Here is a 24316-nt window from a genome sequence, read left to right as displayed (position 1 = left end):
GATAGCCTGCGACTAGACCGGCACCAGCTTGCCGTCGGTCAGTTCCAGCGCGCAGGGCGCGATTCTTTCCCGGAAGGCCGGGTCGTGTGACACCAGCAGGATCGGCAGGGGCAGGGCGTCGATGATCTCGGTCAGGCGGGCCTGGTTTTCCGGGTCGAGCGCGTTGGTGGGCTCGTCCAGCAGCAGAACCTCGGGCGACATGGCGAGGACCGTGGCGAGGGTGACGAGGCGTTTCTCGCCGCCCGACAGCTTGTGCGTGACGCGGTCGCGCAGGTGCAGAAGGTCGAGCACCATGAGGGTCTGTTCGACCACGGCCAGCGCCTCGTCGCGGGTCTTGCCCAGGTTCAGGGGGCCAAAGGCCACGTCCTCGGCCACGGTCGGGCAGAACAGCTGGTCGTCGGGGTCCTGGAAGACAAGGCCGATGCGGCGGCGGACCTCGTGGAAATCCCTTTCGCGGCTGCGGGCCCGGTCAAAGATGGTCACGGTGCCCGAGCTGGGCCGTTGCAGGCCGAGGATCATCCGCAGAAGTGTCGACTTGCCCGCGCCGTTGGGGCCGGTCAGCGACAGCCGTTCGCCGGGGCCAAGGCGCATCGAGGCGCCCGCCAGCACCGGGGGCTGGCCGGGATAGGCAAAGTGCAGATCGTCCAGTTCGATCATCGCAGCGTCAGTTCCAGTGTCAGCAGCAGGGCAAGGGCGCCGGCCAGAACCAGCGCAAAGAGCGCATCGGCCCGGGTACAGCGGAACTCTTGCAAAAGCACGATCCGGCCCGAGAATCCACGGCATTTCATCGCGCCCAGCAGGCGTTCGGAACGTTCGATGGCGCGCACCATCATCATGCCGACGAGATAGCCGAAGCTGCGGTAGCTGTGCCAGTTGGTGCCGGGGCGAAAGCCGCGCACCTTCATCGCGGCGCGCAGGCGCAGGTATTCCTGGCGCAGCACCTCGACGTAGCGGATGGTGAACATCAGCAGGTGCACCAGGGTTTCCGGGGCCTTCAGGCGATAGAGCGCGTGGCCCAGCGTCACCGGCTCCATCGTGCCGACAAGGGTGATGAGGGCAAGCACCACGGCGTTGGCGGTCAGGCCGATCTGGATTGCGCGGGCGAGGCCCTGCCAGGAGGCGGGATAGCCCCAGAGGGTAAAGATCGGGTCGCCGGGCACGGTGAAGGGCAGGAGCGCCAGCATGAAGAGGATGAAGCCGTCGACCATCGCGACACGTTTCAGCGTCTTGCCGGGCGGCAGGCGTGAGAGGGCCAGCAGGGTCAGGGACAGCGCCAGCGCGGCGGAAAGCGCGATCAGGCTGTCGAGGGCGACCACGAATACGCCGTAGGCGACGGCGGAGAGGATGCGCACCCGCGGGTCGAGCGCCGCGATCGGGCCGGGGCCGCGCCGGGGGCCGTCGCCGGGCAGGGCGGCGCTGGTGTTCGACAGGATATGCGTCACGCCCCGGCCTTGGTTTTCAGCTGGCGGCGGGCGGCGATGTAGAAGCCCAGCCCGAACAGCCCGAGGATATAGCCCATGCCGCCGAGGATGGTCTGCAGGTCGTTCTTTTCGCGGTAGGCGGCGATCTCGCGGCGCAGGGGGCGCATCTCGTCGCGGACGATGCGGGCGATCTCGGCCCGGTCGGCATCCGACAGCGCGACGCCGGGCGCGGCCGGGGCGGTGGCGGCGGCGGGCGCCGCGGGTTCGGGCGCGGCGACGCCGAGGATGCGGGCGACCTCTTCGGCGGGCATGGTGACTTTGGCCAGGTGCCCGGCGCCGAGATCGGCGCGGAAGGTGTGGGCGACCGGCTCTGTCGGCTCGAAGATGAAGAAGCCGTTGGCGTCGGTCACGGTCTCGCCCAGCAGCGCGCCGTCGGGACCGTAGACCTCGACCGGCTGATCGGTGGCCATGTCGCCGTTGGAAAACCCGATCTCGCCCTCGATGGCGCTGCCCGAGGGAAAGACGGCGGCGATGACCTTGTGCGCCAGCGCAGGGGCGGGCAGGGCCAACAGGGTCAGGAGAAAGGCCAGCCGGATCATGCCTGGACGTCCTTCATCGACAGGAAGAGATCGGGTTTGACCTTGCGCGCCAGGAGGACGGCAAAGCCGGTCAGGAGGCCCTCGATGACCATGATCGGCAGGTGGGCGACAAAGACCAGATGCGCCACGGCAAGGAATTCGTCGCCCGAGAACATCAGCGACAGGGCGACGAAGAGCGTCGTCAGGGCGGTGGCGCAGGCGCCGCCGATGCCGCCCCAGATCGCTGCCCCGACTGGACCGCCGCGCAGGATCAGCGGGCGGAAGAGCAGGCCGACGATCACCGCCGCAAGCGCGATGTTGACGGTGTTCACGCCCAGGACGGTCAGCCCGCCAAAGCCGAAAAACACCGCCTGCAGCAGGAGGCCGACGAAAAGGGCGGGGAAGGCGGCCCAGCCGAGGATCAACCCGGCCAGACCGTTGAGGATGAGATGCACCGACGACGGACCTACGGGCACATGGATCAGCGAGGTCACGAAGAAACTGGCCGAGAGCACGCCAGCCGCCGGGATACGGTCCAGCGGCAGGGCGCGCAGGCCCAGGGCGATGCCCCCCGCCGCCGCAACGGCGCCGCCGATGACGACCGGGTTCGAGAGGGCTCCGTCGACGATGTGCATGGGGTTACTCCAGTTCCCAGGCGCGAATCCACAGGACCGCGTCCTGGCTCAGTTCCTTGCCTTCATGTTCGGTCACCGGACCGGTCCCGAGGGCGGCAAAGCCCCAGTAGCCTGCCTTGGGGATGCCGAAGGTGAAATAGCCGTTGGCATCCGAGATCGCCACGACGGCCCCGCCGGGCGGCGGGCTGGCCACGGGGGCGGTGGCGGCGGATCCGTCCATGTCCGGTTCGGCGGCCATGTACTCGATCTCGATTTCCGCGCCGGCGACGGGTTCGCCATCGGCCAGCACCTGCCCGGTGAAAGTGGACCCGGCGATCACGTTGTAGGGCTTGATCAGCGGCAGGATCTCTGTCGGCAGGCCCACCGGTTCCATCCAGTCGGTCGGCAGCGTGTTGCGGTTCAGCACGGACTTGGTGAACTGCTGGATGTAGGTGTCCTCGGATTCCTCGAAATAGGGCTGGGGCACCGTCACCAGCACATAGTCGCCCGAGCGTTTCACCGGAACCGAGCCCAGGAAGGCGGCGGCGGAATTGCTGGCGCCGGTAAAGGTGATCGGCTGGAGCGTGTCCATCAGGTCGGTCTTTTCGCCGCGATGGATGACATAGAACTCCTGCGGGCGATCGAGGTCCATGACATGACCGTTTTCGAAGGGGTGCCAGAACACCAGCTTGACCGGCACGTCGCCGGGGCGGTCGATCAGGGCGTCGGTGGTATATTCCAGCAGGAAATGCGCGGGCGCCGCGGTGGGCAGCGCCATCATGGCCGCGATAAGGGCCTGTTTGCCATGGGTAAAAAAGGGCACTGTCATCGTCCTTGTCCAGTCTGCGCCATCCCCGGCGCAATGCGGTGTGCAAACGTGGGACAAGGCGGCCGGAGTCCGGACAGGACACAGGCCAGACGCTCACCCCGACGTCCGGTGGAACCGTGGCCATGCGGGCCACGGGTGTCCGGCAGGTCTCCTGACTCGCGGGTCGGTGCCTGGGCCTGCCTTCCCGGATTGCTCCAGTGGCGTCTTGGCCCGGCTCTCCGCTTACAGTTGCGGGGGCAGTTGCCGGATTGGCGCGGATGCGCCGCACGGCATTCCCTCTTTCCCCCGGAAAGTCGCCTTTCCGGGACCGGTCACGTCACCGTGTGTGACAGGTTCGCCAATGCGGGGCAATGGTCAAAGTGACGGGCCGGGGGCCTCTTTCGGTTTGACGGTTGACGGGGCGCGGCGGGCGGCGGATAGCTGTGGACGACCGCTATCGCTAACGGAGGGCAAGGCATGAAACGCTCGCGCATCAACGCCATCATGACGGAGGCGGACGAGATGATCCGTCGCCACGGGTTCACCCTGCCACCCTTTGCGCAATGGTCGCCAGAGGCCTTTGTCGCGCAGGCGGGCGCGGCGCGGCATGTCATCGACGCACGCTGCGGCTGGGACATCACCGACTATGGCGCCGGGCGTTATGACGAGATGGGGCTGTTCCTGTTCACCCTGCGCAACGGGCTGCTGTCGGACCTGACCTCGGGGCGGGGGATGTGCTACGCGGAAAAGCTGCTGATCTCGAAACAGGATCAGCTGTCGCCGATGCACACCCATGTCATCAAGGCAGAGGACATCATCAACCGCGGCGGCGCGACGCTGGTGGTGGAATTGTACGGGTCTGACGACAAGGGCAATTTCGCCGAGGATCGCGGCGGCACCGTGATGTGCGACGGGATCGTGCATGACTATACCCCGGGCGAAAAGCTGCAACTGGCGCCGGGCGAAAGCGTGACCCTGCGGCCGGGCGACTGGCACGCCTTCTGGGGCGAGGGCGGCGATGTTCTGATCGGCGAGGTCAGCACCGTGAACGACGACGAGACCGACAACATCTTTCGCGAGCCGATCGGGCGGTTTTCCGACATCGAGGAGGACGAAGCGCCGCTGCACCTGCTGGTCAGCGACTACAAGGCCTGGCTGGAGGCCTGAGGCCGGGACTTGCCAAGCCGGGATGCGGGCGCCACTGTCCGCCTGACAGCGGATGAGGGCAGGACATGCTGAGACGTACACTTGGACAGGGTCGGCCGGAGGTCTCGGCGCTGGGCATCGGGGCGATGTCCTTTGCGGGCTTTTACGGCGCGGTGAGCGAGGAAGAGAGCCACGCGGTCCTGGACGCGGCGCTGGACGCCGGTGTCGATCACATCGACACCTCGAACGTCTACGGCATGGGCACGTCCGAAGAGATCATCGGGCGATTCCTGAAACGCTATGCGGGCAAGGGTGGCAGCCCCTTCCGCATCGCGACCAAGGCCGGGATCACCCGCGACCCGGAGACGGGCGTGCGCTGTTTCGACAATTCCGCCGCCCACCTTGAGGCGGAACTGGACAAGAGCCTCGCGCGGCTGGGGCTGGAGCAGGTCGATCTGTTCTATGTCCATCGCCGCGATCCCCGGATCGAGATCGAGGAGGTCACGGCGACGCTGGCCGGGCTGATCCGCAAGGGCAAGATCGCCTCGTTCGGCTTTTCCGAGATCGCCCCCACCAGCCTGCGCCGTGCCGCCGCCGTGCATCCGGTGGCCGCCGTGCAATCGGAGTATTCGTTGCAGACGCGCCTGCCGGAGATGGGCCTGTTGCAGGCCTGCGAGGAACTGGGCACCGCGCTGGTCGCCTTTTCTCCGGTGGGGCGGGGGCTGCTTTCGGATACGCCGCCGACGCCGGAACGGGTGGCGGCGGCGGGGTTTCTCAAGGTCAATCCACGTTTCACCGGTGGCAACCTTGAACGCAACATCGCCGCCAGCCAGCCCCTGCGCGATCTTGCCGCCGAGGCGGGCTATGCCACGGCCACGCTGGCGATCGCCTGGGTCCTGTCGCAGGGCCGGACCGTGCATGCGATCCCCGGCACCCGCAGCCCGGGGCACCTGCACGAACTGGTGCGCGGGGCCTCGATGATGCTGGGCGATGACCTCAAGGCCGAGATCGAGCGCTGCCTGCCGCTGGGCTGGGCGCATGGCTCGCGTTATTCGCCAGAGCAGTGGGTCGGCCCGGAATCCTATGGCTGACCCGGCATTCCCAAACACAAGGACAGTTGAAATGGACTATGTTTTTCCGCCCGCACCGCAGGCCAGTGCCGCCGTCGAGGGCAGCGCGGCGCGCTTTCCGGTGCGTCGCATCTTTTGCGTCGGACGCAACTATGCCGCCCATGTGCGCGAGATGGGCAAGGACCCGGACCGCGATCCGCCGTTCTTTTTCACCAAGCACGCGGGCGCTTTGGTCGAACACGGCGCCACCGTGCCCTATCCGCCCGAGACAGAGGACCTGCACCACGAGGCGGAACTGGTGGTGGCCATCGGAACCGGCGGGCGCGACATCGCCGAGGCGGACGCGCTGTCCCATGTCTGGGGCTATGCCGTGGGCAATGACCTGACCCGGCGCGACCTTCAGGCGGTGGCCAAGAAACAGGGGCGGCCCTGGGACTGGGCCAAGGATTTCGATGCCTCCGCCGTCGTCGGCCCGGTGCATCCGGTGGCCTCTGTCGGCCATCCGGACAAGGGATTCATCCGGCTGATGGTCAATGGCGAGACGCGCCAGGACGGCGACCTGGCCGAGATGATCTGGACCGTGCCCGAGGTGATCTCGATCCTGTCGCAGTCGATGAAACTGGAACCCGGCGACCTGATCATGACGGGCACGCCTGCGGGCGTGGGCGCGCTGGTGCCGGGGGATACCTGCGAGATCGAGATCGAGGGGCTGGGCCGGGTCGAGTTCGCGATCGGCCCGCGCGGCTGAGGCGGCGCAAGGCCTGACCTGTCAGCCTGCGCGGTGCGTCCCATGCCTGTCTGGCGGGGGACAGACCCGGTCGTAGGCCCAGTTGAAGGCGAAGGCGTAGGCCAGGTAGAACCCGGCAAAGGCCAGGTCCATCACCAGCGCCTGCCAGAGCGATATGCCAATGTACCAGGCCATGAAGGGCAAGAGCAGCGCCAGCAGCCCGGTCTCGAACAGCAGCGCGTTCAGAAGGCGCAGGCGCAGCGTCTTTGCCGTGGTGCCGCGCCGGTGGTGCAGGATCCGGTCGAAGCCGGCGTTGTAGAGCATGTTCCACAGCGTCGCGACCGCGGACCCGACAAGGCCAACGGTGCCGATGTCATGGGCCGGCATGTGGAAGGCAATCGTGCCAAGGGGGACGATCAGGCCAAGAGCAAGCAGTTCAAAGCACAGCGCGTGGCGCAGGCGATCAAGCGGGGGGCGCATGGCAACCTCCGGGAAACGGCCGGGCCGTCCCGGGAGTGTTCCAGTGCTGGAGGTCGTCCTCTGCCGTCCAGATGGGCCCGCCCGCCGTGGCGTTCAAGGCTGAGGTCGAAAGAATTGCCGGCCCCCGGCGGCCGCTGCGGACCGCCGGGTGCTGCTGTCAGGAGGCCTGGCTGTAGCGCGCGCCGTCGGGCGTGTAGCCGTCGAACAGCCGCGCCACCATCCGCGTCAGGGCGCGGCCCTCGGGGGGCATGGCCAGGGTGTCGTTTCCAAGCGTGACGAGGTCGCCGAAGCGTTCGGCGGCCAGGGTCATGTCCTCCCGCAGGTTGTCGACATCGGGGCCGAACTCTGCCCGCAGCGCGTCCAGGTCCAGCCGGAAATCGCACATGATCATCTCGATCGCGCGGGCGCGCAGCAGGTCGTCGCCGGTCATGACATGGCCGCGCGTGCCCGCCAGGTCACCGGCATCGATCCGCTGGACATAGGCGGGCGTCGCCGGGGCGTTCTGGACATAGCCCGTGGGCAGGCGCGAGATCGACGAGGCGCCAAGGCCGATCAGCGTGGCGCAGCGGTCATCGACATAGCCCTGGAAGTTGCGGCGCAGGTGCCCGGTGCGCGCGGCCAGGGCCAGCCCGTCGTCGGGACGCGCGAAATGGTCGATGCCGATGCTGTCGAACCCCGCCTCGGCAAAGCGGCGCGCCGCCAGTTCCGCCAACTGAAAGCGTTCCACCTCATGCGGCAGCACGGCCTCGTCGATCAGTTTCTGCCGCTTGGACATCCAGGGGACATGGGCATAGCCGAAAAGCGCGATGCGATCCGGTGCCAGTTCCAGAACCTTGGCCACGGTGTCGTTCAGCCGCGCCGCGTCCTGGTGGGGCAGGCCATAGACCAGGTCGGCGTTGAGCGAGCGGATGCCCGCCGCGCGCAGATCCTCGACACAGGCACGGGTCACGTCGAAGGGTTGCAGCCGCCCGATGGCCTCTTGCACGACCGGGTCGAAATCCTGGATGCCGATGCTGGCGCGGTTCATGCCCTCGGCGGCCAGCGCGGCGATCTTGTCGCGGTCCACCATCGTCGGGTCGATCTCGACCGAGAACTCGCAGTCCGGCGTGGGCGGGATCACCGCCTTGACCGCCTGCGCCAGCCGGTGGATCAGCGCGGGCGGCAGGATCGTCGGCGTGCCGCCGCCCCAGTGCATCCGGCCCATGTGCAGCCCCTTGGGCAGGATGTCCTTCAGCAGGGCCAGTTCCTGTTCCAACGTGCCGATGTAGCTTTCGACCGGGGCCAGCGTCTGGGTGCCCTGGGTGCGGCAGGCGCAGAACCAGCACAGCCGCTCGCAAAAGGGGATGTGGATGTAGACCGAGACGGGCTCGGCAGGGTCCAGCGCGGCCAGCGCCCGTGCCTGTTCGGGGGCGCCCACCTGCGGGGCAAAGACCGGGGCGGTGGGATAGGACGTGTAGCGGGGCACCCGGGCGTCGAAGAGGCCGAGGGATCTGAGGCGGTCGATCTGTTTCATGCCTTCCCCATGCGCCTTTTGCGGCGCGCGCACCTTGCGCGAGATCAAGGTTCAGGCAGGAAAGGGAGAGGCGCCGATCAAGAGGCCATGCAGGTGCAGGCTGCCTTGCCAGAGCGCCAGCCCGACCAGTGCGCGCAGACCCATTCGCCGGCCATTGGCGCGCATCCAGTCCGGGCGGAGCAGCGGCGCGGGCGAGAGTATGGCGGTGGCCTCGAAAAAGGCCCGGGCCTCGGGGCCGAGGCCGCTTCGTGCCCGGGCATCGAAAGCCGGGATCGCGGCCAGGGCCATGACCAGGAAGGCGCCGAACAGGATCACCTGCGCGAGGTCGCCATTGGGCAGAAGGTGCGCCCCGGACCAGAGCGCCAGCGCGAGGAACAGCGGGTGACGCGACACCGCGGCAAACCCGGGGGTCCGGGGATCGAAACCGGCGCCGCGTTTTCCGCCAAGGGTATAGGGTTGGCGCAGTCCTGCGCCGCAGGTTGCCAGGACAAACGCCAGCGGCAGGGCCAGGTTCGGCGCCCAGCGTGTCCAAGGCGCTTGCGGCCAGAGTTCGACATGGGGCGCCCGGATCGCCGCCGAGATCACCCAGGCCAGCAGGACAAGCGACAGGAGCCCGTACCCGGCGAGATAAGCCCTGCGTCCGATCACGTGCGCCAGCCGTTCCCGCAAGCCGCCGGTGCGCGGCAGCAGGTGGCTGCCGATGAACAGGACCAGTGCCAGCGCGTATTCCGTCCAGTCAGTCATGTGGGCTCTGCCTTGCTGCCGCGACACTTGCCCCGGGTTAGGACCTGAAACCGTGGTTGACCAGCCCCCGGTGCGGATCTGCGGTTCGGAATCGACCCAGGGTGGGGCAGCGATCCAAGGCAATCTTCATGCCGGATGTGCCTGTCCTGCAAACAGGGATTGGGTTGAGCCTTGTTCAGATGCCTTTGGGGAGCGGTGGTGTCCTGTTCGAGAGGAAGTGCCAGCCGGCAGCAATCCAGAATCGTAACCCTGGGTAAACCCGGGGAAGTCCCGGGAAAACCAAACCGCCAGGACGAAAACGCCGCACCGCGATAGGGGCCTTACCTTGGGCCTCATCCCAGCCGCCTGAGACCTGTCGAACGCGCAGGACCAGGGAGGCAGAGATGCGCGTGAAGCCGATCAAGCAGCGGGCGCATTGCGCCTGCGTCAATCCTCGGGTCCGGCGTCATGCACCCCTGTTCAGCGCACGGGCATAGCAGCGCAGGCGGCAGCACGTGCGGACATCCAATGTCGTGATGTCATTGAGTTTCGGCAAGCGGGTGATTTGGCGGTCCGGCTGGTCCGTCCAATGTCCGACCTGAGGTCGTTGTGATGCTCAGGTGTCGCAATGCCCCTACGACGCGAAGGATCGCATGGCCAACCAATCAAGGAACACTCGCAGCCTCGGGGACAGCTGGCGATCCCGGGGGTAAAGCGCGACGACCGGCGAGGGCGCGGGTGCGTAATCCGCGAGCACCTCGACCAACCGGCCCGCCGCTATATCGGCAGCCAGGTGATAGCGCGGCACCTGGATCAACCCGAGACCGCGCCGGGCAACTTCCACCATGGTCTCTGCCCCCGTGGTCGTGAGCGCGGCTGGCAATGGCCGGGTGACCTCGCGGCCATCCTGGATGAAGCTGAGATCCAAGGGCGCGCCGGTCTTGGACGACAGGAAGGCCACCACCCGGTGGCCCTCCAGATCGTCAGGCGTCCGCGGTATGCCGTGCCTCTCGAGGTAGCCCGGCGCGGCGGCCACGGCTTCGGGCAGGTCTCCGAGGCGACGCATGATCAGATCGCTCTGTGCCGGTTGGCCCACCCGGACCACGCAATCGACCCCTTCCCGGATCAAGTCGACCAGACGGTCCCCCTCGGACATCACCAAATCGAGGGCCGGATAGGCGGCGAGAAACGCGGGCAGTTCCGGCAGCAGGAAGTGTCGCGCCAGGGTGCCGTGGACGTCGACCCGCAAGCGGCCCTGTGCCGCGCCGCCGGCAAAGGCGGCCTCGGCGTCTTCCACCTCTGCAACGATCTTCAGGCACCGTTGATGCCAGGCCGCGCCGTCCAGCGTCGGGGCCACCGTTCGCGTCGTCCGGTCGAGGAGGCGTACGCCAAGGCGGGCCTCCATGCGCTTGATCACCTCCGAGACCGTGGAGCGCGGCAGGCCGAGGCTTTCGGCGGTGCGGCGGAAACTGCGGGTCTCGGCGACGCGGATGAAGACGCGCATCTCGTCGAATTTGTCCATTGTTCGCCACTCACGAATTCTGATGTCGATAAAGGGGTAATTATCCAGATCTGACAACACCCCATCTGTGTCTCACGGACTTGCGAACAGGGAATGCGACATGACCGATCACTCTCCAAAGACAGCCCTTGTCACCGGCGCCTCGCGCGGAATCGGTGCCGCCATCGCCGAACGCCTCGCCGCAGATGGCTTTGCCGTGGTGGTGAACTACGCCGGAAACGAAGAGGCCGCGTCCGACGTGGTGGCGCGGATCGAAGCCAAGGGCGGGCGGGCCGTTGCCGCCCGGGCCGACGTGGCCGATCCCACGCAGGTGGCGCAACTCTTCGACCGTGCCGAGGCGGCCTTTTGGCGTCCCGGACGTGCTGGTTGCCTCGGCCGGGATCATGCAACTGGCTTCGCTTGCAGAGAGTTCGGATGATCTCTTTGACCGCACCATCGACACCAACCTCAAGGGCACGTTCAACACTCTGCGCGAGGCGGCCCGGCGGATGCAGGATGGCGGACGGATCATGACCCTGTCGAGCTCTGTCGTCGGCGCGAAGCTGCCATCCTATGGTGTCTATGCCGCCACCAAAGCCGCGGTGGAAGTGATGGGCGACATCCTGTCGAAGGAACTGCGCGGGCGGAACATCACCGTCAATTCCGTTGCTCCCGGACCGACGGCGACCGCTCTCTTTCTTGATGGCAAGACCGATGCGCAGATCGAAGCGCTGTCCAAGGCCAACCCACTGCAGCGTCTGGGCCAGCCGGCGGACATCGCGAATACCGTGTCCTTCCTCGCCGGTCCTGATGGAGGCTGGATCAACGGCCAGACCCTGCGTGCCAATGGTGGCATGGTGTGAAAGAGGCGCTCATGCCCGAAATCGCCCCGGTCAACGGCGCATCACGCGGGTTCGGCGCCAAGACCGCGCACTGACCGCAACCGGTCAGACCATCTGCGCCCCTATGCGCGGGACACTAGAGCGCATTGGCCCAAAGGGCCCGGAAATACCCGTCCATGCCGCTCAGTCCACGGCGACACGCGCTCTTTCAGGCCTGCTTTCAGGTGTGTCAATGCGTGCTAGAACCAGATCGATCATTTCCTGAGCGTATTCGATCTGTTGAGCAAGAATGTCCGCCTGGCCGGGCAGGCAGGCCCTGGCTTCGGCGGTCAGCGCCTCCTCGAAGCGGGTGCCCGTAGAGGCCACACGGTGCGATACCCGGTGCAGAATGTCATGGGCCTTCAGGCGACCGAGACGCTCGGACAACTGCATCATCACGGCTTCGGCATGAATGAGGCCCTGGGTCATGTCGAGGTTTCTCGCCATGCGTGGGGCATTGACCTCCAACCCGGACACCAGCTCGTTCGTCAGTGTCACGGCGCCCGCCAGCTGTTGCACCGCCCGGCAGAGGGCCGTGCGTTCGCGGTAGCCGTGGCCGATGCCGCGCTCATGCTCTTGCAGCATTCCCTCGAGCACGACGGTCGGAACATGGCGCGTGTCCCGCGCGGCTTCGAGGATCGCCTCGCAGATCACCGGGTTGCGCTTTTGCGGCATGGTCGAGGAACTGCCGCGGCCCTCGGCGGCAGGTTCCAGCAGCTCGCCGACCTCGGTCGACATCAGGTGCGCTATGTCACTGGCCATCTTTGCCAGCGCCGCAACCAGCGCCGCGACAGCCGAGGCAAGGGCAACCATGCGGTCGCGGCTGACGTGCCATGAAATGTCCGGCTCCCGTAGGGACAGCGCGGCGGCCAGATCCCGGCGCACGGCCATCCCGTGCCCCTGCAATGCGGCAAGGCTGCCGACAGCGCCGCCGAATTGCAGCACCTCGGCGCGGGACAGAGCCTCGGACAGGCCGTCGCGGGCGCGCAGGATCTGGTCAAGCCATACGGCAACCTTGTAGCCGAAGGACACCGGGACCCCATGCTGCAGCTTGGAGCGTCCCGCGATGGGCGTGCGGCGATGCGCAGCGCAGAGATCGGCCAGCAGGTGCGCGGTCCGATCCAGATCATTCAAGATACCCGACAGCGCCTGACGCAGCTGAAGCACCATGCCCGTGTCCATCACGTCCTGCGTGGTGGCCCCGTAATGAACCCATTGACCGTGGGGCCCTGCCGCATCGGCAATCATCGCGACCAGCGGCGCGATCGGGTACCCCACCGCCAGCGATCCGGTCCGGAGCTTGGCAAGGTCAAGCTTGCCCTGATCGCAGGCCGCCCGGATCGGGGCGACCGCCTGGCCGGGGATGACACCGAGGCGGCCCTGGACCTCTGCGAGGGCCGCCTCGAACTGCAGGTAGGCATCGACCGTCCCGGCCTCGCCAAAGATCTTGGCGCAGCGCTGGTAACCTTCGCTGCCACAAAGAAGACCCGGATCGGTCGATGCAAGCGTCATTGTCGTCAGCCCTCGGCGCCCGGTGCGATCGCGTCCGGGATCTCGACGCCGATTTCCGTGTAGTAGCGCGCGGCGCCCGGATGCAGCGGGATGAAGGTGTTTTTCAGGATGTTCTCAGCCAGCGTCTGCTTGGCCGCCGCGTGGGTCGAAATCATCCGGGCGTTGTTCTCCAGCACTGCGCGGGTGATCTGATAGGCAATGTCGTCGGACATCGAGGCATCTGCGACGACGAAATTCCACATGGCGACAGTTTGCAGGTCGCTTGCTGGTGTCTTGTATGTACCCTCCGGGATGCTGAAGCTGACCGCGTAGGGATTCTCATCCAACAGACGCGCCTGTGTGGCCGCGGACATGCCGAAGATCATCACGTCCTGCGTGTTTTCGAGTTCGGAGAGCGCCGGATGCGGGATCCCGCCAGCAGTCACGATCGCGTCGAGACGGCCATCTGCAAGCTGGCTCGCCTGATCCCCAATGCCGCCGTATTGCAACGACACGTCCAGATCCATGTTGTCCAGCCAACGGGTCCAATATGTGCCGCCGGTGCCGGCGCGGGGACCGGCGCCGACCCGCTTGTCCGCCAGGTCATCGATCGAGTCGATGCCACTATCGGCCAGGGCAATCATCTGAAAGGGCGTCGGATACATGGCGAACAGCGCGCGCAACCCGTCGTAGTCCTGACCCGGTGCCAGTTCCAGCGCACCGTTCATGGCCTCGAAGGCCGGGCCCGAGGTGGTCATCGCCAGTTCGGTCTGTCCGGCCTGCAGGAGAACGAGGTTCTGCGCAGGGCCCTGGGTCTGGCGGGTCGAGGTCGGGATGCCGACCACGTCGCTAAGGATCTGGGCCACGCCTTCTCCATAGACGGCGTAGACGCCACCCGGGGACGCGGTCGAGATTGTCATGGAAGCCGGGGCGTCCTGTGCGGAAGCCGGCAATACCCCGGCGGCGAAGAATGCCGCGCTGGCGATCAGTCTGGTTGCGATGGTCATGAGTTTTCTCCTCTTGCAAACTCGGTGAAGTGAAGGGGTCAGGCGGTTTGATGGGATTTGCGGTGCGAGCGTCGTGCCCAGAGCAACAGGCCCACCGTGATGCCGAGGCCCGCAATGTCTGTCGGCAGACTGGACCAAAGCAGCAGCAGCGCCGCGATCCCGGCTATTACACGCATCGGCGGCCCCAGGGGACCGAACAGCTGACCTTCGCCGGCGACGGCGATCAGCCAGATCGCCACCAGCGCCGTGGCAAAGACATGGGCCGTCTCGATCCAGCTGCCCAGCATCAGGATCTCGGGGCTGGTGTAGAACATGAAGGGCAGGACAAAGGCCGCGATGCCGAAGCGCATGGCCCGGATCGAGGTTGGCCACGGCTTGCCCCCGGCGATTGCCGCACCGGCAAAGGCTGCAATCGCGACCGGCGGTGTGATCGCCGAGATGACAGCGCAGTAGAACACGAACAGATGCGCGGCCAGCGCCGAAATCCCCATTTGCTGCAGGGCAGGGGCCACGACGGCCGCGGCAATGGCATAGGCGGCGGTGGTCGGCATACCCATGCCGAGGATGATCGAGATCATCATCGCCAGCACGAATGCCAGGGCCTGACTTTCGCCCGCTGCCGCCAGCAGTACCGAGGAAAAGCGCCCCCCGAGCCCGGTCAGCCCCAACACCCCGACAACGATGCCCGCGCAGGCCATCACGCTGATCAGCTGCAACGACTTGCGCGCGCTGTCAGAAAGCCCCTCGTAGGTGGTGGTGCCGAGCGTGCGCAGAACGCGGGGCAGGGCGGGGGCCTGTCCGCGCAAGACGGCCAGCCCCAGCATCATCACGGCGCTGGTCACGAAGGCGATGGCCCCGGCGTAGTTCACCTGCAAACCGCTCATCGGCAACGCCACGAAGAGCACCAGCGGCAGGGCCAGCACACGGGACTGGAAGCCGATCTCGCGGCACATCAGCACCAGCAGGGTCGAGGCCAGCCCCCATGTGCCCGCCGCGATGATCGAATAGCCGGACAGCAGCAGGTAGAGCAGCACGACCAGCGGAAGCAGGAAGAACACATCTGCCACCAGGTCACGCGGCTTCGGCAGTTCCCTGCGCGGCAACCCGTTCAGGCCCAGACGCACCGCCTGCAGGTCGACCGTCATGTAGATTGCGATGTAGAACAGCAGGCAGGGCAGGATGGCGGCGGTGACGATCTCGGAATAGGGGATGCCGGTGATCTCGGCCATGATGAAGGCCCCGGCCCCCATGACCGGTGGCGCAAGCTGGCCGCCCGAGGAGGAGGCCGCCTCGATCCCGCCAGCGCTTTCGCGCGGGTAGCCGACGCGGCGCATCATCGGAATCGTGAAAGTGCCGGATGCCACGACATTGGCCACCGCAGAGCCGGACACCGTCCCGAACAGCAGGCCCGAAAAGACGGACACCTTGCCGGGACCGCCGCGGGTTGCACCGAACAGCGTCATGGCAAGCCGCATGAAATAGTCACCCGCGCCAGAGGCCTGCAGAAAGACGGCAAAGGACACGAAGAGGATGATGTAGCGCGATGAGGCCGCCACCGTCATGCCAAAGACCGCATCCTGGCTGTAGACGAAGGAAAAGAAGTTGTCGGTCTGAAAGCCCGAGTGCCGCAGGATGCCCGGCATCCAGGGGCCGACGAAGACATAGGCCACGAAGATCAGAGCGATCACCGGCAGGACCAGCCCCGCCACGCGGCGGGCGAACTCCAGCACCACGATGGTCCCTGCGATGCCGCACAGCATGTCGGCGGTGGTGGTGATGACCCCGGTGCGCATGATCAGCTGGTCGACATTGATAGCAATATAGGCCGAGCATCCCAGCGCGGCCGCGATCAGGATCCCGTCGGGCACCGCGACCAAGCGGCCGCGTTCACGGCGCCAGGCCTTCAACCCGACAAAGGCGATCACCGCGCCGAGGTTGACGTGCAGCACGCGATAGACCCATTCGTCGATGGACCAGAAGTTCAGAACCGCCAGGTGGAACAGCGCGTAAAGAGCCGATACCGCGGTCAGCAGCAAGGCGATCCTGCGCGGCAGTTGCCGGTCCAGTCCCTCGGCATCGAGCTCTTCTGCTGCGGTTGGTTGGCTCGACGGAACCGCGTGGTCATCGGTCATGGTATTTTCCTCCCTTACCAACTTGTTCGGACAAGTTGACATGTTCGGATAGGTTGGGTAGAGTCGCGAGACGTGTCAAGCGCCTAATTTCAATGGTTGCGCAACCTGTTGAAAGGAAATGTAAAAATGAAAAAGCGTTACCCTGAAGTGGCGGCGAGACTGATGGCAGACCTGCGAGCGGGCGCCTTCCGCGTCGGTGAGGCCCTGCCGAGCGAGGCCGCCTTGTGCACGCGCTTCGGTGCCAGCCGGTCCACCATTCGCAGCGCGCTGACCGAGTTGGCGCGGCTGGGCATGATCGACCGCAAGCAGGGCGCGGCGACGCGGGTCATCAGCAGCGAGCCGCCGCCGACCTACGTGCACTCCATGACCGCCACCGGGGATCTGCTGCAATTCGCGGGCGCCTCGAGGCGTGAGGTGCTGAGCGTGAGCCGGGTCGTCGCGGACGATGCTTTGGCGCAGAGACTGGGGGACCGGCCCGGACGGCGCTGGTGCCTCATCCGCCAGACCCGGCATGTCGACGGGCTGGAGGCTCCGGTGGGCTGCACGGATGTCTTTCTGAACGAGACCTACGCGGATATCGCGGAAGAGGTGCAGGACTATTCCGGCCTTGTCTACACGCTGCTCGAGGAACGGCACGGGGTGATCATCCGGGAGATCCGCCAGTCGATCAAGGCACGGCCGGTGCCCGAGTCCTTGGCCGACCTCCTGCAGGTGGCGCCGGGCAGCCATGCCCTGGAACTGCGGCGTCAGTATCTCGACGGCGGGGCGGAGAACCAGATCGCCACGGTCAGCATCTTGCCCGCGGATCGCTACTCTTACGAGATCACGCTGCGTCGCGAAAGGATGTAGCAGGATTGCCGGCAGACGGATCTTGATGCGTTCATGCTGTTGGGGGCCATCGCGCTGACCGCTGGCAGGACCTCCTTCGATGCATCGCGCCACGGTCGATTCGAACGGGCGGCGCAGCGGTTTGCTCTCAAAAAAAGGCGGCCGTGTCGGCCCGTCGAAAGGGCGCAATCTGAACTTCGCCCCGGAATTCGGACACTGATGCAGCTATGATTTGCGGTCTGCCGATCTCCGACGAGAAACGGAGTCCGCGACCGCCCGGTCGAGAGCGCCTTTGCCCTTCAGATTGCGCTCGGTCATTTTCATCCAATGTTCTGCCGCCTGGCGGCTCGGGAACGTGTCGCCGAGGGTGAGGATGATCTTGCCGCGCTATTTCTTGGGGATCACCGCAGTGAAGCTCTTTGCGCCGTCTTTCTTCTGGCGCGCCATGATGGTACCCATCCGGGTCTTCTTTCGGGACATCTTTGCCGATGGTCGGCAGATCGAACCGGGAGGCGCGCGGCGGGTGGACCTTTGTCCAGGGGGGCGATACCTCGCCGGCGCTCCCGGCGGAGAGCGGTGTAACAATTCGGGTGTCGGTGCAACATTTGTTGCACCACCCCCGCAAACGGGGCCAAAAGGCCCACAAATCCAAGACGACGGGTCAGGTGACCATGAGTGCAGAGCCAGATAGACAAGGGGTTTCGGACGTCCACAGGGCCGCGCGGCTAAGCGTGGCTCCCATGATGGACTGGACCGACAGGCATTGCCGCTATTTTCACCGGCTGATCTCCGGCCGCGCGCTGTTGTATACGGAGATGGTGACTGCGCCCGCGCTGGTGCGCGGCGGGGCGCTGCACCTGCTGGACTTCGATGCCGCGGAACATCCCGTGGCGCTGCAGCTTGGCGGCTCGGACCCGCAGGAACTGGCGCAGGCGGCGAAACTGGGCCAGGCGGCAGGCTATGACGAGATCAATCTGAATTGCGGTTGCCCCTCCGACAGGGTGCAATCGGGCACTTTCGGCGCTGTGCTTATGAAACATCCGCAGACGGTGGTCGACTGTGTCAGCGCCATGCAGGATGCGGTGGGTGTCGAGGTGACGGTGAAATGCCGCATCGGCGTGGACGACCAGGATCCCGAAGAGGTGCTGCCCGAATTCCTGGCCCGGCTGGGCGCCGCGGGCTGTTCGCGCATCATCATCCACGCGCGCAAGGCCTGGCTGCAGGGGCTCAGCCCCAAGGAGAACCGCGACATTCCCCCGCTGGACTACGATCTGGTGCAGCGGATGCGGGGCCTGTTCCCGCACCTGCACCTTTCGGTCAACGGCGGCATCACCGATCTCGACCAGGCCGCGGCCTTCCTTGATCAGGGGCTCGATGGGGTCATGGTGGGCCGCGCCGCCTATCACCAGCCCTGGGACATCCTGGGCACGGCGGACGCGCGGATCTGGGGGCGGGGGGACGACCAGAGCGCCGAGGACGTGGCCCGCGCCATGCTGCCCTACATCGAGGCGCACCTGGCGGCGGGCGGCAAGCTGCACCAGGTCACGCGGCACATGCTGGGCCTCTTTTCGGGCCGTCCGGGCGCGCGGCGCTGGCGGCAAGTTCTCTCGACCGGGGCGACGCGCGAGGGCGCGGGACCGGAGCTTGTCGAAGAGGCGCTTACACATATCGGACCAGCAAAGGCGGCCTGAACAAGATGGATCTTTCGGTACTTCTGCCCCTCGTGGGTATTCTCGTGGTGGCGGCGGGCTTTGCCGGTATCCTTGCGGGGCTTTTCGGCGTGGGCGGCGGGATCATCCTGGTCCCCGCCTATTTCTACGTCTTCTCGGCAACGGGGTTCGACGGGCCGCAGTTGATGCAGATCTGTCTGGCGACCTCGCTGGCCTCGATCATCGTGACCTCGACCCGTTCGGTCATGGCGCATAACAAGCGCGGCGCGGTAGACTGGGAGATCCTGAGGACTTGGGCACCGGGGATCGCTTTGGGTGCGGTGCTGGGGGTCTTGATCGCCGCCGGGTTGCGGTCGGATGCGCTGGCGGTGATCTTTGCGGTGCTGGCGACGATCGTGGGCATCTACCTGGCCTTCGGGCGCAAGGACTGGCGCATCGCGCCACAGATGCCGGGGACGGTGACACGGGCCATCCTGTCGCCGGTGCTGGGCTTCCTGTCGGTGCTGATGGGGATTGGCGGGGGCAGTTTCGGCGTGCCGCTGATGACGCTCTACAGCGTGCCGATGCACCGTGCGGTGGCAACGGCGGCGGGCTTTGGCCTGCTGATCGCGGTGCCCTCGGTGCTGGGTTTCCTCCTCGTGCAGGTCGACGGCGCGCCGCCCTGGACGCTGGGCGCGGTCAACGGGCCGGCTTTCCTGATCACCATCTGCATGACAGTCCTGACGGCCCCGCTGGGGGCAAAGCTGGCCCATGCGCTGGACGCGATGGTGCTCCGGCGGATCTTCGCGGTCTTCATCCTGATCGTCGCGGCCAACATGATGCGCGAGGCGCTGTGGGGCTGAGCGTGCTCGAAACGCGCGGCTGGACCCGTTTCGCCGCCGACCCCGCGACGCGGGCCTGGGCGGCAGCGGCGCATGAGGCGGGCCGCGCCGTGCTGGCCGACCCGGCACAGCGCGCGACCTGGCTGCAATGCGAGGGCACCTGGTTCGTGGGCGTCGATGCCCTGCCGACGGCGCCGGATGGCAGTATCGGAGGTGTTCCCCTGGCCGGGGCCGCGCCCGAGGCTCTGGCACCGCTGCCCGACTTGCACCCGGCACAGCTCTCGATCACTTTTCCGGGCTACCCGCGCCCCCGCGCGGGGGAAAGCGAGGCCGGGTTTCGGTATCGTCTGAAACGCGACGCGGCCCATGTGGACGGGGTACTGGCCGAAGGCGCGGCGCGCCGCCGCCGTATCCGCGAACCCCACGCCTGGATTCTGGGCCTGCCGCTGACCGAGGCGGATGCCGGCGCCAGCCCTCTGGTCGCCTGGGAGGGCAGCCACCTGGTCATGCGGGACGCCCTGCGCGGCGCCCTGGCGGGCCACCCGCCCGAGACCTGGGGCGAGGTGGATGTGACCGATGCCTACCAGGCCGCGCGGCGCCGCTGTTTCGAAACCTGCCGCCGGGTCGAACTGCCCGCCGCGCCGGGCGAGGCGCTCCTGCTGCATCGGCTGACCCTGCACGGAATTGCCCCCTGGGCCGAGGGTGCCCAGGCGCCACCGGAAGGCCGCATGGTGGCCTATTTCCGCCCCCGGATCATGGGCGGTGCGGAGGCCTGGCTCTCCAGGTGAGTTCCACGCCAGGCCCCCGGGCTTCTTCTCTGCAAAAATACTCCGGGGGGATCGACCGAAGGGAGATGGGGGCAGCGCCCCCTCCCATGCCCGAAACTGGCCGCCGACGAAGCGGCTGCCCAATTGCGCTGGCGCTCAGTCCCGGGATTTGATCCGCGCCGCACGCCCGCCGCGCCGCTTGCGGAGGCGTCCGGCGCGATCGGGAAGGTCCTCGAGAACCTCGCGGCGCTCGTCCTGGCTCATGCTGGACCACATCGAGATTTCGCGTGTGGTGCGCAGGCAGCCGGTGCAAAGCCTTTCCTGCGGATGGATCACGCAGACCTTGATGCAGGGGCTTTGGACCTCGTTGCGGGACCAGATATCGTCTTTCATGCCCACGTGCTCCGGCCTAGTCGTCGGGTGCGTCCGCCGCACCCGGCTGTGGGTTCAGGTACCGCATCCGGTCCAGTGCTCCTTGCAGGATATAGGCGGCGGCGACGTGGTCGATGACCTCGGAGCGACGTTTTCGTGTCGTATCCGCCTCCAGCAGGGCCTTTTCCGCCGCCACGGTCGACAGGCGTTCGTCCCAGAAGGTGATCGGACCTTTCCAGAGGCCGGCGAAGTTGCGGGCGAAGGCGCGGGTCGATTGGCAACGCGGTCCCTCGCTGCCATCCATGTTGCGCGGCAGGCCCAGCACTACGCCGCCGATGTTGCGCGCCCGCAGGATCTTGACCAGTGCCGCCGCGTCGACGCCGAATTTCTTGCGCTTGATGGTTTCCAGAGGGGTCGCGACCGAGCGGAAACTGTCGCTGACCGCGACCCCGATGGTCCGTGTCCCCAGGTCCAGCCCGGCCAGGGCCACCATTGGCGGCAGGTCGGCGGTGAATGTGTCGATGGTGTCGTGGATCATCGGTGCGGCACTCCGTGGATGACGGCAACCCGGTTGAGCGCCTTGCGGCGCGCAGGTTGTCTCGCCTGCGGCCTCTGGCCTCCGGTTCGGGGCAGGGGGCGCTGCCCCCGTCGCGCGCGGCGCGACTCCCCCGGAGGTATCTTCAGGCCCAAAGAAGGCCGGGGCGCGCAGGGAGCAGATAGGGAGGTCAATCGGCGACCCCGGCGCGTTCTGCGGCTCTTTTCAACAGTTCGAGAGCTTCGGGGCTTTGGGCAAAGACGGTCTGTGCCTCCGTGTAGATTGCCCCGGCGCGGTCGGTTTCCCCAATGACACCCAGCGAAGAGATCAACCGTGCCCAATCCTCGACCGGGCCGCCCTCTTCGGCGAGGCGGCTGGAGAGCTGGCTCACCATGCCGCGGATCATCTGCTGGCGTTCCTCCGGTGTCATGTCCCGGGCGGCGTCGATGTCGGCGGCGCTGGGCCCGCGCGGCGTGGCGGCGGCGAGCTGCGGCATCTGGAAGTTCTGGACGCCGGCCATGAAGGCGAGGTCCTCGATCTGGTCACTGATCGGCTGCACCCAGGGGTCCTGCGCGCTGCTTTCGCGCAGCAGCTTGTTCCACATGCGGAAGCCGACGTCGGGGCGCCCCACCTGGGCCATCATCAACCCGCCGTAATAGCGCGCCACACCATTGTCGGGATCGCGCGAGAGGGCCTGTTCCAGCACGGCTTGCGCCTCGGGCGAGACGTAACCGCCGGCGGCCAGGATCATCATGTCCGCGAGATCGGTAAAGTCCTTGGCGGTGACCGCGTCGCCCTTGAGCCGGATGATCTGGCTCTGCGCCTTGTAGGCGGCCGAGAAATTCCCCAGCGCCGCTTCGGAGCGGGTCAGCAGCACATGGCCCTGGATGTCGTCCGGGCGCGCCTCTACCGCCTGGCGCAGCCGTTCGACCAGCGCCAGGTATTGCGGTGTGGCGTCGGGCGCGGCCTGGGGGGGAATGCGCGCCTCCATCGTGGCCTGCGAGGGGCGGCTTTTCAGCGCCTCCTCGGCCCGGGCCAGCCGCGCCTTGAGCGGCACGTCGCCATATCCCGCCGCGCCGATCTGGGCGTAGAGACCGAAGGCCCCGCCCACAACGACCAGCGCGATGACCGCCGCCAAGACAAATCCCAGCGCTCGGGGTTGCTCGGCCCGGTCGCCGCGCGCCTGCATCTTGGCGTCCGCTGCCAGGAGCCGGCGCGAGATCTCGACCCGCAGGCGTTCTGCTTCTTCGGCGGGGATCTTGCCGCGGGCCGCGTCCGCCTCGATCTCTTTCAGCTGGTCGCGGTAGACCTCGAGGTCGTAGGCCTCTGCCGGGCCCGTGGCGCGCCGGCCGCGCAAGAGGGCCAGATTCAGGGCGCCGGCGCAAAGCAGGGCCAAGGCGGCGGTCACAATCCAGAATACGGTCATCGGCCTCCCTTTCTACTGTCCCACTTAAGACGCTGCGGGGCCGGAAAAAAGGGCAAAAGCCCGTGATGGTGCGCCATGTCGCAATCGGATGCTATTGCGACGGTTACATCCGTTGAATCCATGTCGTTCCGGTAAAATGCTGCTGAACGGACTTGCCGGATTCGAGCCCATGAAACGTTATTCTGCCTTTGCCATTGCCAGAGAAGCCCTTTCCGGCCACAAGAACTGGGAACGCGCCTGGCGCAACGCCCAGCCCAAGCGCCGCTACGACGTGGTCATCGTCGGCGCCGGCGGGCACGGTCTGGCAACGGCCTACTACCTTGGCAAGAACTTTGGCATCACCAATGTCGCGGTGATCGAGAAGGGCTGGCTGGGCGGCGGCAACACCGGGCGCAACACCACGATCATCCGATCGAACTACCTTCAGGATCCCTCTGCCGCGATCTACGAAAAGGCGCGCGCGCTCTATGAGACGCTCAGCCAGGACCTGAACTACAACGTCATGTTCAGCCCCCGCGGCGTCATGATGCTGGCCCAGACCGAGCACGAGGTGCGCGGCTACCAGCGCACCGCTCATGCCAATGCGCTGCAGGGTGTCGAAACGCGGTTCATCACGCCCCGCGAGGTCAAGGAGATCGTGCCGATCATCAACCTCGACGGACCGCGCTACCCCGTGCTGGGCGCGCTCTGGCAGGAGCGGGCGGGAACCGCGCGGCATGACGCCGTGGCCTGGGGCTATGCCCGTGCCTGTTCCGCGATGGGCATGGACATCATCCAGAAATGCGAGGTCATCGGCGTGCGCCAGGAGGGCGGGCGCGTGACCGGCGTGCAGACCACAAAGGGCGACATCGCGTGTGAGAAACTGGGCATCGTCGTGGCCGGGCATTCCGGGGATCTTGCCGCCATGGCGGGGTTCCGGCTGCCGCTGGAATCGGTGCCGCTGCAGGCGCTGGTGTCAGAGCCGATCAAGCCGATCATGGATTGCGTCGTCATGGCCAATACCGTGCACGGCTACATGAGCCAATCCGACAAGGGAGAGATGGTGATCGGCGGGGGCACCGACGGGTACAACGCCTATACCCAGCGTGGCAGCTTTCACCACATCGAGGAAACCGTGCGCGCCCTGATCGAAACCTTCCCTATGGTCTCGCGGCTGAAGATGCTGCGGCAATGGGGCGGGATCGTGGATGTGACGGGTGACCGGTCCCCAATCCTGTCGAAGACCCCGCTGGAGGGCTGTTTCATCAACGCCGGCTGGGGCACGGGCGGCTTCAAGGCGATCCCCGGCTCGGGCTGGGGTTTTGCGGAACTGATGGCCAGGGGCCACTCGCCGCTCTGCGAGGAGTTCTCCATGTGGCGTTTCGGCGAGGGGAAATTCATCGACGAATCCTTGGCGGCAGGGGTGGCGCATTGATGTGCGTGCTACCGATCATGTCTGAAACCGCGCGGAACCCCGTGGGGGGGCAGGTCGTTCTTTGGTCAGATCGTAGAAACGAGATGACAATCAAGGAGGCTTCGCCATGTCCGACGCCACGCATAATAACACGACAACCACAACCACGACCCGTGACCGGGGCGGGAACAGCGCGCTGGCGTTCATCGTCGGCATCCTTGTCGTCGTCGTGGCCCTTCTGGGTTATGTCGTCTTCTCGGGCGGTGTCCCAACGGCCTCGGGTGACGACGGCGCAGATCTCAACATCACCGTGCAAAGCGAAGATGGCGCAGCGCCCGCGGCCGACCCGAAAGGGGGCGGCGACAACTGATCCGTCCATCAGGACCCTAATTTTTCCGGGGGCCGAGGCGCG

At 66.6% G+C, this 24316-nt stretch carries 26 protein-coding genes and 1 riboswitch; of the genes, 11 read left to right on the top strand and 15 right to left on the bottom strand.

What is annotated here, in order from left to right; translation table 11 throughout:
- Nucleotides 1-12: 12 nt before the first annotated feature.
- Genes RBB42_RS17305 through RBB42_RS17285 form a run of 5 tightly spaced genes read right to left on the bottom strand, consistent with a single transcriptional unit; the run spans nt 13 to nt 3442 of the window.
- Complete coding sequence (locus RBB42_RS17305) at nt 13-657, bottom strand: energy-coupling factor ABC transporter ATP-binding protein (protein ID WP_305970623.1); 645 nt, start codon at nt 655-657, stop codon at nt 13-15.
- Entirely contained in the window at nt 654-1442 is a 789-nt protein-coding gene (cbiQ, locus tag RBB42_RS17300; protein WP_371931757.1) for a cobalt ECF transporter T component CbiQ, read from the bottom strand. Before cbiQ ends, RBB42_RS17305 begins: the two co-directional genes overlap by 4 nt.
- Nucleotides 1439-2020: a NikL family nickel/cobalt ECF transporter subunit gene (locus RBB42_RS17295; protein WP_305970622.1), complete on the bottom strand. Its 582-nt coding sequence runs from the start codon at nt 2018-2020 to the stop codon at nt 1439-1441. The genes cbiQ and RBB42_RS17295 overlap by 4 nt, the downstream gene beginning before the upstream one ends.
- Nucleotides 2017-2634 (bottom strand): cobalt transporter CbiM, encoded by a 618-nt coding sequence (cbiM, locus tag RBB42_RS17290; RefSeq protein WP_305970621.1) that lies wholly within the window; start codon nt 2632-2634, stop codon nt 2017-2019. The genes RBB42_RS17295 and cbiM overlap by 4 nt, the downstream gene beginning before the upstream one ends.
- A gap of 4 nt (nt 2635-2638) precedes the next feature.
- The gene (locus RBB42_RS17285) at nt 2639-3442 is read right to left on the bottom strand and encodes a DUF4198 domain-containing protein (protein WP_305970620.1); all 804 of its coding nucleotides are present in this window, start codon (nt 3440-3442) and stop codon (nt 2639-2641) included.
- Nucleotides 3443-3566: 124 nt separating this feature from the next.
- Nucleotides 3567-3769, bottom strand: a riboswitch (cobalamin riboswitch).
- Between the two features lie 129 nt (nt 3770-3898).
- Here RBB42_RS17285 and RBB42_RS17280 point away from each other — a divergent pair.
- The 3 genes from RBB42_RS17280 to RBB42_RS17270 all read left to right on the top strand — a co-directional run bounded on the left by RBB42_RS17280 (nt 3899) and on the right by RBB42_RS17270 (nt 6385).
- A complete protein-coding gene (locus RBB42_RS17280) occupies nt 3899-4588 on the top strand; it encodes a D-lyxose/D-mannose family sugar isomerase (RefSeq protein ID WP_305970619.1) in 690 nt (229 codons plus the stop codon).
- Nucleotides 4589-4653: 65 nt separating this feature from the next.
- Entirely contained in the window at nt 4654-5658 is a 1005-nt protein-coding gene (locus tag RBB42_RS17275) for an aldo/keto reductase (protein WP_305970618.1), read from the top strand.
- 31 nt (nt 5659-5689) lie between these two features.
- Nucleotides 5690-6385 carry a fumarylacetoacetate hydrolase family protein gene (locus RBB42_RS17270; protein WP_305970617.1) on the top strand — a complete coding sequence of 232 codons (696 nt, stop codon included), beginning with the start codon at nt 5690-5692 and terminating at the stop codon, nt 6383-6385.
- Between the two features lie 21 nt (nt 6386-6406).
- Here the strand turns inward: RBB42_RS17270 and RBB42_RS17265 are convergent, their stop codons facing one another.
- From RBB42_RS17265 to RBB42_RS17250, 4 genes are all read right to left on the bottom strand, one after another.
- Nucleotides 6407-6844, bottom strand: a complete 438-nt coding sequence (locus RBB42_RS17265; RefSeq protein WP_305970616.1) for a PACE efflux transporter — start codon at nt 6842-6844, stop codon at nt 6407-6409.
- Nucleotides 6845-7001: 157 nt separating this feature from the next.
- Nucleotides 7002-8357 (bottom strand): oxygen-independent coproporphyrinogen III oxidase, encoded by a 1356-nt coding sequence (gene hemN, locus RBB42_RS17260; RefSeq protein WP_305970615.1) that lies wholly within the window; start codon nt 8355-8357, stop codon nt 7002-7004.
- Between the two features lie 51 nt (nt 8358-8408).
- On the bottom strand, nt 8409-9101 hold the full coding sequence (locus RBB42_RS17255) for an NnrU family protein (protein WP_305970614.1): 693 nt from the start codon (nt 9099-9101) through the stop codon (nt 8409-8411).
- A gap of 613 nt (nt 9102-9714) precedes the next feature.
- Complete coding sequence (locus tag RBB42_RS17250) at nt 9715-10602, bottom strand: LysR family transcriptional regulator (RefSeq protein ID WP_305970613.1); 888 nt, start codon at nt 10600-10602, stop codon at nt 9715-9717.
- A 100-nt stretch (nt 10603-10702) separates the two neighbouring features.
- On the opposite strand from RBB42_RS17250, the gene RBB42_RS17245 reads away from it, so the two are divergent.
- Both RBB42_RS17245 and RBB42_RS17240 read left to right on the top strand, forming a co-directional pair.
- Nucleotides 10703-11020 (top strand): SDR family NAD(P)-dependent oxidoreductase, encoded by a 318-nt coding sequence (locus tag RBB42_RS17245; RefSeq protein ID WP_305970612.1) that lies wholly within the window; start codon nt 10703-10705, stop codon nt 11018-11020.
- The gene (locus RBB42_RS17240; protein ID WP_305970611.1) at nt 10986-11444 is read left to right on the top strand and encodes an SDR family oxidoreductase; all 459 of its coding nucleotides are present in this window, start codon (nt 10986-10988) and stop codon (nt 11442-11444) included. Before RBB42_RS17245 ends, RBB42_RS17240 begins: the two co-directional genes overlap by 35 nt.
- 162 nt (nt 11445-11606) lie before the next feature.
- Here RBB42_RS17240 and RBB42_RS17235 read toward each other — a convergent pair whose 3' ends face one another.
- The 3 genes from RBB42_RS17235 to RBB42_RS17225 are packed head-to-tail and all read right to left on the bottom strand — an operon-like array spanning nt 11607 to nt 16092.
- Nucleotides 11607-12974 (bottom strand): class-II fumarase/aspartase family protein, encoded by a 1368-nt coding sequence (locus RBB42_RS17235; RefSeq protein ID WP_305970610.1) that lies wholly within the window; start codon nt 12972-12974, stop codon nt 11607-11609.
- Between the two features lie 5 nt (nt 12975-12979).
- Nucleotides 12980-13960, bottom strand: a complete 981-nt coding sequence (locus tag RBB42_RS17230) for a TAXI family TRAP transporter solute-binding subunit (protein WP_305970609.1) — start codon at nt 13958-13960, stop codon at nt 12980-12982.
- Nucleotides 13961-13998: 38 nt separating this feature from the next.
- Nucleotides 13999-16092 (bottom strand): TRAP transporter permease, encoded by a 2094-nt coding sequence (locus RBB42_RS17225; protein WP_305970608.1) that lies wholly within the window; start codon nt 16090-16092, stop codon nt 13999-14001.
- A gap of 126 nt (nt 16093-16218) precedes the next feature.
- Between RBB42_RS17225 and RBB42_RS17220 the strand changes: the two genes are divergently transcribed.
- The 4 genes from RBB42_RS17220 (at nt 16219) to RBB42_RS17205 (ending at nt 20199) form a co-directional block, all read left to right on the top strand.
- Entirely contained in the window at nt 16219-16941 is a 723-nt protein-coding gene (locus RBB42_RS17220) for a GntR family transcriptional regulator (RefSeq protein WP_305970607.1), read from the top strand.
- Nucleotides 16942-17591: 650 nt separating this feature from the next.
- Nucleotides 17592-18611 (top strand): tRNA dihydrouridine(20/20a) synthase DusA, encoded by a 1020-nt coding sequence (gene dusA / locus RBB42_RS17215; protein ID WP_305970606.1) that lies wholly within the window; start codon nt 17592-17594, stop codon nt 18609-18611.
- A gap of 5 nt (nt 18612-18616) precedes the next feature.
- Entirely contained in the window at nt 18617-19432 is an 816-nt protein-coding gene (locus RBB42_RS17210; protein WP_305970605.1) for a sulfite exporter TauE/SafE family protein, read from the top strand.
- Nucleotides 19429-20199, top strand: a complete 771-nt coding sequence (locus RBB42_RS17205) for a phytanoyl-CoA dioxygenase family protein (protein WP_371931759.1) — start codon at nt 19429-19431, stop codon at nt 20197-20199. Before RBB42_RS17210 ends, RBB42_RS17205 begins: the two co-directional genes overlap by 4 nt.
- A 135-nt stretch (nt 20200-20334) precedes the next feature.
- Here RBB42_RS17205 and RBB42_RS17200 read toward each other — a convergent pair whose 3' ends face one another.
- The 3 genes from RBB42_RS17200 to ccmI form a co-directional block, all read right to left on the bottom strand.
- Entirely contained in the window at nt 20335-20571 is a 237-nt protein-coding gene (locus RBB42_RS17200) for a DUF1289 domain-containing protein (RefSeq protein WP_305970603.1), read from the bottom strand.
- A gap of 16 nt (nt 20572-20587) precedes the next feature.
- The gene (gene ruvX, locus RBB42_RS17195) at nt 20588-21088 is read right to left on the bottom strand and encodes a Holliday junction resolvase RuvX (protein ID WP_305970602.1); all 501 of its coding nucleotides are present in this window, start codon (nt 21086-21088) and stop codon (nt 20588-20590) included.
- Between the two features lie 187 nt (nt 21089-21275).
- Nucleotides 21276-22511 (bottom strand): c-type cytochrome biogenesis protein CcmI, encoded by a 1236-nt coding sequence (gene ccmI / locus RBB42_RS17190; RefSeq protein ID WP_305970601.1) that lies wholly within the window; start codon nt 22509-22511, stop codon nt 21276-21278.
- A 169-nt stretch (nt 22512-22680) separates the two neighbouring features.
- Here ccmI and RBB42_RS17185 point away from each other — a divergent pair, with 169 nt between their 5' ends.
- Together RBB42_RS17185 and RBB42_RS17180 are read left to right on the top strand one after the other, a co-directional pair.
- Nucleotides 22681-23925 (top strand): sarcosine oxidase subunit beta family protein, encoded by a 1245-nt coding sequence (locus RBB42_RS17185; RefSeq protein WP_305970600.1) that lies wholly within the window; start codon nt 22681-22683, stop codon nt 23923-23925.
- A gap of 106 nt (nt 23926-24031) precedes the next feature.
- Nucleotides 24032-24274: a hypothetical protein gene (locus RBB42_RS17180; protein ID WP_305970599.1), complete on the top strand. Its 243-nt coding sequence runs from the start codon at nt 24032-24034 to the stop codon at nt 24272-24274.
- Nucleotides 24275-24316 lie beyond the last annotated feature (42 nt).

The sequence above is a fragment of the Mameliella sp. MMSF_3455 genome (assembly GCF_030733205.1).
In the GTDB taxonomy this organism is placed as follows: Bacteria; Pseudomonadota; Alphaproteobacteria; order Rhodobacterales; family Rhodobacteraceae; genus Antarctobacter.
Note: the sequence above shows the minus strand (reverse complement) of the source record. Positions and strands in the feature narration are given on the sequence as shown.